Source organism: Haloarcula sp. KBTZ06 (genome assembly GCF_048595605.1).
GTDB lineage: Archaea > Halobacteriota > Halobacteria > Halobacteriales > Haloarculaceae > Haloarcula > Haloarcula hispanica.
This window is the reverse complement of record NZ_CP184337.1, coordinates 2,895,265-2,907,702: the sequence shown is the minus strand read 5'-3', so window position 1 is coordinate 2,907,702 and position 12,438 is coordinate 2,895,265. Positions and strand designations below refer to the sequence as shown.

The window sequence follows — 12,438 nt, the reverse complement described above, 5'->3', positions numbered from 1 at the left end:
GGGCGGCTGTGAGCGACTGGGTACCGACGACGTGTATGCGGTGTGCCGTTGGCTGTGGCCACATGCACCAGGGCGCTGACGAAGGGTACGGTATCGACGCTGTTCGTGGCGACGCCGCCCATCCGGTCAGTCAGGGACTCGCCTGTGCGCGTGGCCTCCGGGAGAGCAAGGCCCCCGACGGCGAGTGGCTCACCCGACCGATGGTCCGCAGCGACGGCGAACTCCGTCAGACCCAGTGGGACGTGGCGCTGGCCCGCGCGGTCGAGGGGCTTCAGGCCGTCCACCAGCGGGACCCCGATTCGGTCGCCGTCCTCGGAAGCGGCCAGCAGACCAACGAGGCCGCCTACGCGCTGGGGAAAGTCGCCCGCGGCGGCTTCGGGACGCGCAACTACGACGCCAACACGACGCTGTGTATGGCCAGCGCCGTCACCGCCTACTACCAGGCCTTCGGCAGCGATGCGCCGCCGTGTACGTACGCCGACATCAGCGACGCCGACCGCCACGTCGTCTGGGGAGCGAACCCGGCGGTCGCCCACCCCGTGATGTTCCGCTGGATTCAGCAGTCCGCCGACGAGGACGGCGTCGAAATCATCGTCGTCGACCCCGTCCGCTCCGAGACCGCAGAGAACTCCGAGCACCACGTCGCACCTGACCCGGGGAAAGACCTCGCGCTGGCCCGGGCCGTCCTCGCCCGCATCGTCGAAACGGGGCGGGTCGACCGCGAGTTCGTCGACGCAGCAACCGAGGGATTCGACGACCTGCTCGCGACCCTGCCCGACGCCGCCGACGCGGCAGCCGAGGCCGGTGTCGAGATGGCCCAGGTGGACCTGCTGGCCGACGCGATGGACCAGCAAGCGCTGGTCTACTGGGGCATGGGCATCAATCAGCACGTCCAAGGGACCGAGACCGCCCGGGCGCTCATCGACCTGACGCTGGCGACGGGGAACCTCCGGCCCGGTGGTGGCCCGTTCTCGCTGACCGGCCAGGCCAACTCGATGGGGACCCGCATCTGCTCCTCGAAGGGGTCCTGGCCCGGCCAGCGGGCCTTCGAGGATCCGGACCACCGCCGCCTCGTTGCCGACCACTGGGGCGTACCGGTCGACCGCCTCCCCGACGACACCGGCCCCGGCCCTGTCGGGATGCTCGAAGGCGAGCCAGACGCCGTCTGGGCCGTCGCCACCAATCCCGTTGCCGGGATGCCCGAGGCCGACTCTGTGCGCGAGACGCTCGAAGACGCCTTCGTCGTCGTGCAGGACGCCTTCCACACCGAAACGACGGAAATCGCCGACGTGGTCCTGCCCGCCGCGACGTGGGGCGAGAGCGACGGGACGACGACGAACATGGAGCGGACCATCTCCCGGGTCCGGTCGGCGACTGACCTGCCAAGCGGCGTCAGGCCGGATCTGGACATCATCGCCACCATCGGCTCGCGGCTGTTCCCCGGCCTGTTCGAGAGCACGTCGCCGGACCCCTCGGACGTCTTCGACGAGTTCACCGCCCTCACCGAGGGGACAGTCGCCGACTGCTCGGGCATCACCTACGAACGCCTCGACGACAGCCACGCCGTCAGGTGGCCCGCGCCCGACGGGGTGAGTTCGGGCGGCTACCGCTACTACGACGACGAGTCGTGGTCGTTCCCCACCGCCTCCGGCCGCGCACAGTTCTCGACGGGCCGCCAGGAGTCGCTCCCGGAGCCGACCGACGACGACTACCCGCTGACGCTGACCACGGCCCGCGAGGCCGACGGGTATAACACCGGCGTCCGGTCCCGCGGGGGTGAGGCCGGTCCGCTGGTGGCCCGCATCCACCCCGAGACCGTCGAGGAACACAGCGGCCTCGTTACCGACGACCGGCTGACCGTCGAGACCCGCCGTGGCTCCGCGACGGTCGCCATCGACCGCGACGAGGGCGTCCCCGAGGGGATGGTGTGGCTCCCCATTCACCACCCGGCAACGAACCGGCTGACGCTTTCGGACCGCGACCCCCAGTCCGACGAACCGAACTTCAAGCAGTGTGCCGCCCGCCTCGTCGCCGCCGAGGCTGAACTCCCGCCCGCCACGGCCGACTGAGCCGATATCGGGCGCGGCCCCGACGGTTCGTCGACACGCGCTTCTCCATCGCCGTCCGAAGTAATCTAAATATGTCCAATTATTCCCCCGTCCGCTGGGCGTTCAATGTCCTTAAACAGGGGATATCCGATGATATATTTGCGGTCTATCCACTCAGGCTGGGTAGAATAGCCGTTCTGTAAACGGTTACTGTTATTAAATGGTGGGACTTTCGGACTTCATGTACTGATGTGGGCACACATCCAAAATAAAGGCGGATTGGTGAACAAAGTCTCGTTATCGACCGTGAACAATACCGCGTCCGTAACCGAGGTGTCGGCATGGGACTGATCAAGATGACGAAGTACCGGACGCTGTTGCTGGCAACTATCGGGTTCAATTTCTCGTTTCTCATCTGGTTCTCCTTTGCGCCGTTCACCGGCCCGATGGCAGAGGAGTTCGGGCTCTCGACCGCGGAAATCGGTATTCTCGCCAGTTCGGCCATCTGGATGGCACCGTTCGGCCGGATGCTCACCGGCTGGCTCTCGGATAAGTTCGGTGCGCCGGCCATCTTCGCCATCGTACTGGCCTATGTCGGCGTGTTCTCGATAGGGAGCGCCTTCGCACAGGACTACTCCGTGTTCTTCGTGTTGCGACTCATCGTGGCGACGGCCGGCATCACGTTCGTCATCGGCATCCAGCACGTCGCCGAGTGGTTCGAAGAGGAGAACCTCGGCCTGGCGGAGGGCATCTACGCCGGCGTCGGGAACGCCGGTGCCGCCGGCGGGGCGCTCATCCTGCCCCGTGTGTTCGGGTCCGGCTGGAACGGGCCGCTGTTCTCGACGAACTGGCGGGCCGCCTTCTTCTACACCGGCATCGTCTCCATCCTCCTCGCAATCGCCTACTACACGCTGGGCGAGGCCGCGAAAAGCGAGGCGAAACGCCAGGCGACCAAGGAGGACACCAACTTCAAGGGCTGGCTACACACGGCCACGCGCTACGGCACCGTCGTCCTCGCCGCCGCGTACATCATGTCCTTCGGCCTCGAACTGTCGATGAACGGGTGGCTCGCCACCTACTACCGCGAAGCGTTCAACCAGGACAACCTCGTCATCGCGAGCACCTTCGCGGCGACGTTCTCAATTGCCGCCGGCCTGCTCCGGCCCTTTGGCGGCTACGGCAGCGACCTGCTGGCCCGCAAGGAGAAGGACCTCCTGCCGTTCTTCAAGGGCCAGTACCGCGAACAGTGGACGTTCCTCGGGCTCTGTTTCATCGTGGTGATGATGTTCGCCATGACGCTGGCCGGCCTCTCCGGGGTCCTGCTGAACGCCGTCGTCATCGGCTTCCTCGTGGGCACGGGCTGTGCCTGGGCCGAGGGCGCTATCTTCGCGCAGGTGCCCGCGATGTTCCCGAACGACTCGGGTTCGGTCGCGGGCGTCGTCGGCGGCGTCGGCACCGTCGGCGGCATCGTCTACCCGCTGTTTTACTCCGCGCCGTGGCTGGCGAACCTCCACCTGGGGTACTCCGTGGCCGCCGTTACCATGATTCCGATTGTGTTGCTGTCTGCATGGGTGTTCCAGCCGGAAATCGCGAAAGTCGCTAACACGGCTGGGTTCGTCGGAAGCACGCAGGAAGGCACCACCGTCGCCTCCGGCGACGACTGACGCTCATCGCTCTCGAACGAGCCGTTCTTTCTCTTTTCCGCACGCGTGACGCACTGAACAGGCCGGTGTGTCGCGTCCCTCGTCGGTTCGGCTCGCGCGCGACTGACACCTCAGTTCTACGGGGTCGCGCTCCGGTCGGGCGAATCACGCCCGCGGAGCGTCCCCGACGCACAGTCCCGAACTCGACCGGACAACCGATTGCCGTCCTGCGGTTTCATCTCTGTCGACGGGGCAGTGTATAACCTCTTTAAACACCTCTCAGACGGTATAATTCTGGACGGCCATTTTCTAACGCTCTATTATTCTTTATTTCTTTAACGAATAGCGTTATAAGGAATCGACCTCAGTACTTAGACGTGAATTAGCGGTCATTCAGATAGATATGAGTGATAAAAAACTACATCCATTAAGAACGGGGGCGCGCGAAGATGGCACATAAAAAGGAGGAGTACAAGGCGGAGCTGTACGGCGACGAGGTACGGGAGAAGTTAGAGGAGTTCGCCGAGAAAGGCTGGGAGTCGATTCCCGAGGACGAACGGGAGAAGTGGTTCTCGCGGTTCAAGTTCTGGGGGGTGTTCCACCACCGCGGCGGCCAGGAGTCGTATTTCATGATGCGGCTGACCAACTGCGGCGGCGTCCTGGAGCCCGACCAGCTTCGGGCCATCGGCGAGGTCGCTCGGGACTACGCGAAGGGACCGGCCGAGAACCCCGAGTTCGGGAACGGCTGGATCGACCTCACGACGCGACAGTCCATCCAGTTGCACTGGCTCAAGCTCGAAGACATCCCGGAGATCTGGGAGAAACTCGAAGCCGTCGGCGTCTCCTCGCGCTCGGCGGGCGGGGATACGATGCGGAACATCTCCGGCTGCCCGGTCGCCGGCAAGGCCGAGGAGTACGTCGAGTCCCGCCCGATTCTGGACGAGATTCAGGAGACCATCCGCGACGATAACGACCTGGCCAACATGCCCCGGAAGTTCAATATCTCGGTGACGGGGTGCAAGCAGGGGTGTGCCCAGGACAGCATCAACGACATCGGGCTGGAGCCGGCGCACAAAATCATTGCTGGCGAGGAAGTCGAGGGGTTCAACGTCCGCGTCGGCGGCGGCCTCGGCGGCCGCGAACCGCGCGAAGCCCGTCCGCTCGACCTGTTCATTCGGCCCGAACACGCCGTCGAGACCGTGCGGGCCTTCGTCGAGTACTACCACGAAGCGGGCAACCGCCAGAACCGCTCGAAGAACCGCGCGCGCTTTTTCGTCGATGAACACGGTACTGACGCCATCCGGGAGGAACTCGACGAACGGCTTGATTTCGAGTTCGAAACCGCCGGGACCGACTTCCGCGGGGAGTACACGTACAACGCCGGCAAGCACACGGAGTACGGTGCCCACGACCACGTCGGCGTCTACGACCAGAAAGACGACAAGAACTACGTCGGCCTCTCGGTGCCGGTCGGCCGACTCTCCGCCGAGGACGCCATCGAACTCGCGGATCTCGCCGACGCCTACGGCTCCGGCGAGGTGCGACTGACCCGCCGGCAGAACCCGCTCATCATGGACGTACCCGACGGGAATCTCTCGAACCTCCTCAACGAGCCGTTGCTGGAGAAACACTCGCCCGAGCCGAACCCGTTCGTTCAGGGCGCGATGGCCTGTACCGGGACGGAGTTCTGCTCGCTCGCGCTCACGGAGACGAAGGCGCGGATGGCCCGCTTGCTCCGCTGGCTCGGTGACAACGTCGACGTGCCCGACGACGTGGACCGCATCAAGATGCACTTCTCGGGCTGTACGGCCGACTGCGGCCAGGCGATGACGGCCGACATCGGCTTACAGGGGATGCGCGCCCGCAAGGACGGCCAGATGGTCGAAGCCGTCGACGTGGGCGTCGGCGGCGGCATCGGCGAGGAGCCGACGTTCATCGAGTGGGTCCGCCAGCGCGTCCCTGCTGACGAGGTGCCGGGCATGATCGCCAACATTGTCGAAGCCTACGCCGCGCTTCGCTCGGAGGGTCAGACCTTCCGCGAGTGGGTCGACGCCACCGGTCACGAGACCATCGTCGAACTGGCCGAACCCCACGAGGTCCAGGGGTACACCGACCCGTGTCTAGCCGACGGCAAGCAGTCGTGGTATCCATTCGACGACGGCGAAAGCCCGGCCCCGACCGACGCCGAGGGCCAGCCGATTTCGGCGGACGACTGACCATGGCTGAGACAGACTGCCCGACCGACCACGACGGTGACGACCCGCCGGAATCCGCGGTCAAGGGGGTGGCATACGACGCGGCACCGGAGCTACTGGAGTAACGCGGTCCCGGCTCCGAACAGCCGGATACGCCGACGTGACGTGCCCATCACAGCGCGTCCGTCTGCCTCTGACAGCTGGGGACTGCTCGTGTCCACGTCCCCGCTCGGTTCTCCGTTTGCCGTATTTTTCCGTTGCGCAGTAGTCGCTGCGCTCTGGCTCTAGTCCCCGTAGTCTCCGAGCTCGCACTCGGCGGCCGGGCCGCCGTCACAGTCGTATCCGACCGCCTTCGTGACGCTGAGCAGGTCGTAGAACCGGCCAAGGGACTGCTCGGACTCGGAGAGCCCTTCGACCACCGGCACGCCACGCTGGGCCTGATGGTCACAGCGCCGCATCGTCTGGCTGCCAAGCCCGACCGAGTACTCGTGGTCTTCCAGTTCCCGGATAACCGCCGGCGGGTAGAAGGTGCCGGCCCGCTCGACGGCCGCGGCGTACTGGAGCGTCTGCGCGTAGGCCAGATGGGCCACGCCGGAGGGACGCTGTGCGTTCCCGTACTCGGCGGTGAAGGCGTTCTTGAACTCGTTCGAGAGGTCGGACGAGACGCTGGTGTCCCACGCGACCGTCCCGACGACGCCGTCGAGCGCCTTCGAGGCGTTCTGTGCCACGATGCGGTTGTACAGCGGCACCACAATCCCCACCTCGTCCGGGAGAATCTCCTGGGCTTTTGTCAGCGAGTTCGCGGCGTCGAGTCCGTAGTGGTCGAGGAAGACGACCTCCGCGCCGGCGTCCCGGGCCTGCTTGAGCGGCTCCTCGTAGTCCGTCGTCCCGAGACGCGTCGGAATACTTGTGAGTTCGACCCAGCCGCTCGACGTGAAGAAGTCACGGATGGACGACTCCATGGTCTTGCCCCAGTTGTAGTCCGCGTAGATCTGGACGTACTGAGCCTCCCGGCCGAACCGTTCCTTGAGTACCGGAAGCAGCGCCTGTGCGGTCATGTACGCGTTGAACATCTCCCGGAAGCTGTAGCGGACACAGTCCCGTCCCGTCGTGTCGTTCGAGTGGGTCAGACAGCACATGTACGGGACCTTCTGGGCCTGTGCGACGTCCTGCTGGGCGATGGCGACGGAACTGGACGAGCCGCCGGAGAACATGATGACGTCGTCTTGCTCGATCATCTCCTCGGCGTTGGCCGTTGCGACATCCGGTTTCGTCTCCGTGTCCGCGGTGACGTACTCGACGGTCTTCCCGAGCACGCCGTCGCCGCTGAGCACGTCAAAGGAGCGTTGTCCGACCCAGCCACCGCCCTCGTTGAGATGCGTGACCGCGAGCTCATACCCCCGGAGTTCGTCGCGCCCTTCGGCGGCGTAGGTCCCCGACTGTGGGACGTTGAAGCCGAGTGTGACCGCATCGCCGTCGACCGGATAGTTCCCGAGCGGTGGATGCTCCGGTGTGCTTTCGATTGTCGAACCCCCGCCCTGACATCCCGCCAGCCCGGCGAGCCCTGCGGTACCGACCCCACCGGCGATCTGTAGTACGGACCGCCTGTCAACTGCTCCCCCTCTTTCCGATCCCATACCAGCTGTTTTGATGGTAAATATATATAATACTTTTTTCAATAGGAATGAGTGAACAATTAGCATAGAAGGTGCTGGTATCTGGTAGTGACGGCCTTCAGACTGTCTTCTCGGCGATTACATCCACCTCGGCCGCGCGAGGAAAAGGGGGAGAAGAGATAGGGGACCGATGTCAGTCGAGAATGTCGCTGGCTTCGGTGTCTACTGCGACGTCGGTATCGAGGTCGATATCCTGGATGAGCGCGACGAGGTCCTCCAGTTCGGGGAACGTGTACACGGTCATCCCGAGGTCGCCGTCGTCGACGGTGATACGCGAGTCGACGACGAACACCAGGTCGGAGTCCGGCCAGCCGCCCATCTCGTCGACGATGCCGTCGGCCGGCCCGAACACGAAGTTCGGTGTCCCCATGTCGATGGTCGTCTCCAGCACGTTGGCCCACCCGTCGATGAACGCGGAGGTCATGATGTTGCCGATCTCCTGCATCGCCGACCGTTCCATGTCGGAGAACCCCTCGCCCTCGCTTGGCTCACCCATTCCACCCATCATCGCGCTGGCCATCTGCTTGCTGTCGTCTGGTTCGAGCAGAAACAGGACGTAGCCGTAGGGCGGTTCGTTCAGTTCGACGTAGATGCCGACGCCCTTGTCGTCGCCGATGTGTGTTTTGACGTCCGCAATGTCGAGAAAATTGATCTGTGAGGTCCGAACTGTCGCGTCGAGCCCGGTCAGCTGCCCGAGGTTCTCCGCGACTGTCCCAGACCCCTCCTTTGCCATCTGATTGAAAAGGTCCAGCTTCCGCACGTCCACTTTCAAGCCCATATCTTCTGGAGCGGCGCGAGCGGCTTAACGCCACCGCCCCTCAACTGTCGGCCGTCTCGGGTTCGTACGGTCCCAGGTCAGTACACTCGCTTGCGGGATACTCCTCGCAGCCGTACGCGACGTCAGTCGAAAGCTGAATGACGTCGAGTACCTCGGGGCCCTGACTGGATCCTTCGACGACGGGAACAGGTCCCACCGACTGGTGATCGCATGCCCGTAACGTCGCCTCGCCGCGTCCGGCTTGGTACGTGGTGCCTTCGAGTTCACGGATGACGGCCGGCGGTTCGAACGTCCCGGCCCGCTCGACGGCCGCGGCGTACTGGAGCGTCTGCGCGTAGGCCAGTCGAGCCTGGTCTGACGGGACCCGGACCTGATCGTCGGCGTACGCCGCATCGAACGCCTCCGTGAACGCCGTCGAGAGCGGTGTCTCGATGCTGTAATCCCACGAAATAGTGCCGACGATACCGGCCATGTCGGCGCCGACATCGCGGGCCAGTTGCCGACTCACGATCGGCATGACGATGTCCATCTCTTCCGGGACTATATCCGTCGCCTGGTTCAGCGCGGTGACTGCGTCGCGCCCGCGGTAGGACAACACGATGGCGTCGACGTCAGTGTCCACGGCCTCCTGCAACTGCGGCCTGAAGTTCTCCGTTCCGACCCGCGTCTTCGTCGCGCCCATCTCGCTCCAGTTCTCCGACTGGAACCGGCGCTTGAACTGCTCGGACTGCGTGAAACCGAAATCCGAGCTGGCGTGCAACTGGTAGAACTCCGTTCGCCCGTCGAACCGCTCGGTCAACACCGGAGCCAGCGCGTTGGCGGCCATCCGACCGTTGTGCATCTCCTGAAACCCGTACCGCGAGCAGCCGATCCCCGTAACGTTCGTCCCCGGCGCGAACCCGAGCATGTGGACCACGCCGCGGGTCGGACAGTACTTGAGCAACTCCCGGGCTGTGTTCGTCGACCCGCCGCCGGCGACCATCACGGCACCGTCCTGCTCGACCAGCGTCTCTGCCACGTCACGGGCCGCTTTCGAACTGGACTCCGTGTCAGCTATGACGCTCTCGACCGTCCGGCCGAGAATGCCGTCCCCGGACAGCGCCTGCCACGCGTCGGTGTCGACCCAGCCGCCGCCCTCGTTGAGGTGGTCGATGGCCAGTTCGAACCCGCGCTGCTGGCCGGTCCCAAGCGGCGAGAACGACCCCGACTGCGGGACTGTGAGGCCAAGCGTCACCTGGTCGTCGTCGACCGGCTGGTTCGCGTACGCTGTGGCACTGCTTGTCGGCGTCGTGGCGCGACTGCCCCCGCCACAGCCAGCAAGTCCGGCGAGCGAACTCGCTCCGACGGCTCCGAGTAGCTCCCGTCGCGTCACCGTTGACCCCCGAGCATCCCAATCCATGATGAAAAATATATTACTACTGCTGTAATTAAACCTTCCTTCATCGCTCAATAGGTCTCCAAACCGATACGGGACGCTACTCACTGCTGTGGTTGCCAGTCGGAAAACAGGCGTCGTCCTCAGGCGTCAGTTCCGTCGACCGGGAACTGCTCGTGCTCACACACCGTGTTCAGCACGACTGATGTCGAGGCAGACCGGATGTCCTCGTCGGTCAGCAGCGTCTTTATCCGCTCGTTCATCGACTGCGTGTCGGTGAACTTCCCGACGGCCACGATGTCGTGGTCGCCGGTCACTTCGTAGACCGCGATCATCTCGCGTCGATCCCGTAACCGGTCCACCACCCGTCCGAGCCCGTCGCCCTCGACGGAGAGCTGGAACACGGCGGTCACGTCGTAGCCCAGCGCCCCGTAATCGATGTCGACGGTGTATTCGTCGATCACACCGGTCGCCTCCAGGTCGTCCATCCGGCGAGACACCGTGGTCGCCGCGATACCGGTCGCGGCGGCGACGTCACGGGCGCTCGCCCGGCCGTCCTGAAGCAGTGCGTTCACTACCTGTCTGTCGGTATCATCGACCATTTCGTCCGCTCAGACTGCCTCTGGGCCTTCTTTACCGGTTCGGACCTGGTAGGCGTTGTCCACGGGGAGGACGAATATCTTGCCGTCACCTTTCTCGCCGGTGTGGGCACCGTCGGCGATGGCGTCGACGACATCCTCCGCGGGGATGTCCGCGACCACCGTCTCGACTTTGACCTTCTGGTGCAGGTCGACGACGTACTCCTCGCCGCGCCACTGCCCCTTCTTTGCGGGCTGTGAGCCGCGACCGGAGACGTTCGTCACTGTCAGCGAGGGCGCGCCGACCTCGGCGAGCGCCTTCTTCACGTCGCCGAGTTTGTCCGGTCGAACCATTGCGACTACCATCTTGATTTCAGAGTCGTCGGTTTCGTCAGTCATCTTGGGAACCTCCGTCAGTACGCATGCTCGGGCTCACTTTACCACCATCGGCGACGACGCTCTCGCCACCACCGAACTCGGGGTAGGTCTCGACGCCGTGTTCGCTGACGTCCAGCCCTTCCTGCTCGTGTTCGGGCGTGACCCGCGCCTGGCCGGCCGCCTTGAGGGCGTACCAGACGACCCCGGTTGCGACAATCGTCCAGCCCGCGATGGCGGCGACGCCGATCAGCTGTGCGATAAAGGCGTTAACGACCGACCCGACCGTGCCGGACGTGGCGACGAACGGGAACAGCAGCGTGCCGAGCACGCCGGCGCTCCCGTGGACCGGGAAGACGGCACAGACGTCGTCGATTTTCATCCGGTTCTCGATGAAGCTGAACACGACCGGCAGCTGTCCGCCCGCGAGGCCGCCGACGACGATTGCGCCCCACCACGTCGTGGTGTCGGGGATCGCCGTGATGCCGACCAGCCCGGCGAGCAGCCCGTTTGCCACGTACAGGGTGTCGACCTTCCCGGTCTTCAGCCACGCGACCAGTCCGGCACCCATCGCACCGCAGGCCATCGCGATGGTCGTCGTCATCGCGACGCGGCCGACCGTCGCGAACGCGCCGAGGGCGAGCGATCCGTCCTCAACGACGAAGACGGTCGCCGCCGTCCCGACGTTGAAGCCGTACCAGCCGAACGCGAGGATGAGCGTTCCCAGAACGGCGAACGTCAGGGAGTGGCCCGGAATGACGTTCGCGGAGCCGTCCTCGTTGTACCGGCCCATGCGTGGGCCGAGGACGTACGCCGCCGTGAGGCCCGCGATGCCGCCCATGCCGTGGACGATCATCCCGCCGGCGAAGTCGTGGAACGCCTCGCCGCCGAAGCTGATGTACGCGCCGGCCCACGTGATCCCGGTGACGACTGGGTAGATGACCGCCGCCAGCAGGAACGTGTACGTGATGTACGCACGGAGCTTGGCCCGTCCAGCGACCGCGCCGGAGACGATGGTCGCCGCCGTCATCGCGAAGACGGCACCGAACAGCCAGCCGACGTAGTCGTTTGCGGCCCCTGCGCCGAAGGCGGGCGAGAAGCCGCTCCCGCCGACCAGGGCACTGATCCCCGAGCCGATCAGGAAGAACACCGTCACGCCGACCGACCAGGTCAGGAGGTTCTTCGTTAGCTGGTTCGCGACGTTCTTCGAGCGCACCTGGCCCGCCTCCAGCATGGCGAAGCCCGCGTGCATGAAGAAAATCAGGAACGATACCACCAGTACCCACAGCAGGTTAACCCCCTCTGCGAGTACGCTCGGATCTACCTGTAGTGCAGTGTAGCTCATTTCTAGCTCACCTGTTTCGTTTTCGTATCGACAGCCGTCTGCATGTCCAACTTTGCCCCACTTTGGCTCAACTTCTTCAACTCTTTCACGAGAAAGGCTCTGGTAACAACACTACATAAGGTTTGCCTTTATGAACACGGAAATTAGAGGGGATATGGTAGACGACCGTCCAGATTAGGGTATGATATTATGGATATAAGGTTGTTCTCCGTCAAGAAAGTCCGTATATGCACACTGGAATTTTGGACGTTTGTTGCCCCCAGTTCCGGCAAGAGGGGGCCAAATAGGCCGTTTTCCCTTGCGCGCGCTCCCGTCTGGCGGGTGTTGCCAGCGACAACAGGGTTATATCTCGCGAACACAGATTCGGATTCAGTATAAATGCCCGGGAATCAGTGGGGAGACGTGGCACAAAGTACCGATAAACT

Annotated in this window: 9 protein-coding genes; 3 read left to right on the top strand and 6 right to left on the bottom strand. The window is 64.3% G+C overall.

Translation table 11 applies throughout. From position 1 onward, the window contains the following. Window positions 1-62: 62 nt before the first annotated feature. From nasA to ACNO8S_RS15170, 3 genes are all read left to right on the top strand, one after another. Window positions 63-2,069 (top strand): assimilatory nitrate reductase NasA, encoded by a 2,007-nt coding sequence (gene nasA / locus ACNO8S_RS15180; protein WP_420182222.1) that lies wholly within the window; start codon window positions 63-65, stop codon window positions 2,067-2,069. Between the two features lie 320 nt (window positions 2,070-2,389). Then, window positions 2,390-3,712 (top strand): MFS transporter, encoded by a 1,323-nt coding sequence (locus ACNO8S_RS15175; RefSeq protein WP_420182221.1) that lies wholly within the window; start codon window positions 2,390-2,392, stop codon window positions 3,710-3,712. A gap of 428 nt (window positions 3,713-4,140) precedes the next feature. Beyond that, window positions 4,141-5,907, top strand: coding sequence for a nitrite/sulfite reductase (locus ACNO8S_RS15170; protein ID WP_064288571.1), 1,767 nt, complete (start codon window positions 4,141-4,143; stop codon window positions 5,905-5,907). Window positions 5,908-6,170: 263 nt separating this feature from the next. Here ACNO8S_RS15170 and ACNO8S_RS15165 read toward each other — a convergent pair whose 3' ends face one another. From ACNO8S_RS15165 to ACNO8S_RS15140, 6 genes are all read right to left on the bottom strand, one after another. Then, entirely contained in the window at window positions 6,171-7,523 is a 1,353-nt protein-coding gene (locus ACNO8S_RS15165) for a substrate-binding protein (protein ID WP_420182220.1), read from the bottom strand. Between the two features lie 172 nt (window positions 7,524-7,695). Next, a complete protein-coding gene (locus ACNO8S_RS15160; RefSeq protein WP_014041647.1) occupies window positions 7,696-8,340 on the bottom strand; it encodes a chemotaxis protein CheC in 645 nt (214 codons plus the stop codon). A gap of 40 nt (window positions 8,341-8,380) precedes the next feature. Beyond that, window positions 8,381-9,739, bottom strand: coding sequence for a substrate-binding protein (locus ACNO8S_RS15155; protein WP_420182219.1), 1,359 nt, complete (start codon window positions 9,737-9,739; stop codon window positions 8,381-8,383). Window positions 9,740-9,858: 119 nt separating this feature from the next. After that, window positions 9,859-10,317 carry an HTH-type transcriptional regulator Lrp gene (gene lrp, locus ACNO8S_RS15150; RefSeq protein ID WP_050037246.1) on the bottom strand — a complete coding sequence of 153 codons (459 nt, stop codon included), beginning with the start codon at window positions 10,315-10,317 and terminating at the stop codon, window positions 9,859-9,861. Window positions 10,318-10,326: 9 nt separating this feature from the next. Continuing rightward, entirely contained in the window at window positions 10,327-10,692 is a 366-nt protein-coding gene (locus tag ACNO8S_RS15145) for a P-II family nitrogen regulator (RefSeq protein ID WP_004517663.1), read from the bottom strand. Then, on the bottom strand, window positions 10,685-12,013 hold the full coding sequence (locus tag ACNO8S_RS15140; protein WP_014041644.1) for an ammonium transporter: 1,329 nt from the start codon (window positions 12,011-12,013) through the stop codon (window positions 10,685-10,687). The genes ACNO8S_RS15145 and ACNO8S_RS15140 overlap by 8 nt, the downstream gene beginning before the upstream one ends. Window positions 12,014-12,438: the final 425 nt, after the last annotated feature.

Coding starts and splice junctions, on each gene's coding strand:
- ACNO8S_RS15145 (WP_004517663.1), bottom strand. CDS start 10,692: ATGACTGACGAAACCGACGACTCTGAAATCAAGATGGTAGTCGCAATG.
- ACNO8S_RS15155 (WP_420182219.1), bottom strand. CDS start 9,739: ATGGATTGGGATGCTCGGGGGTCAACGGTGACGCGACGGGAGCTACTC.
- ACNO8S_RS15175 (WP_420182221.1), top strand. CDS start 2,390: ATGGGACTGATCAAGATGACGAAGTACCGGACGCTGTTGCTGGCAACT.
- ACNO8S_RS15165 (WP_420182220.1), bottom strand. CDS start 7,523: ATGGGATCGGAAAGAGGGGGAGCAGTTGACAGGCGGTCCGTACTACAG.
- ACNO8S_RS15170 (WP_064288571.1), top strand. CDS start 4,141: ATGGCACATAAAAAGGAGGAGTACAAGGCGGAGCTGTACGGCGACGAG.
- lrp (WP_050037246.1), bottom strand. CDS start 10,317: ATGGTCGATGATACCGACAGACAGGTAGTGAACGCACTGCTTCAGGAC.
- nasA (WP_420182222.1), top strand. CDS start 63: ATGCACCAGGGCGCTGACGAAGGGTACGGTATCGACGCTGTTCGTGGC.
- ACNO8S_RS15160 (WP_014041647.1), bottom strand. CDS start 8,340: ATGGGCTTGAAAGTGGACGTGCGGAAGCTGGACCTTTTCAATCAGATG.
- ACNO8S_RS15140 (WP_014041644.1), bottom strand. CDS start 12,013: ATGAGCTACACTGCACTACAGGTAGATCCGAGCGTACTCGCAGAGGGG.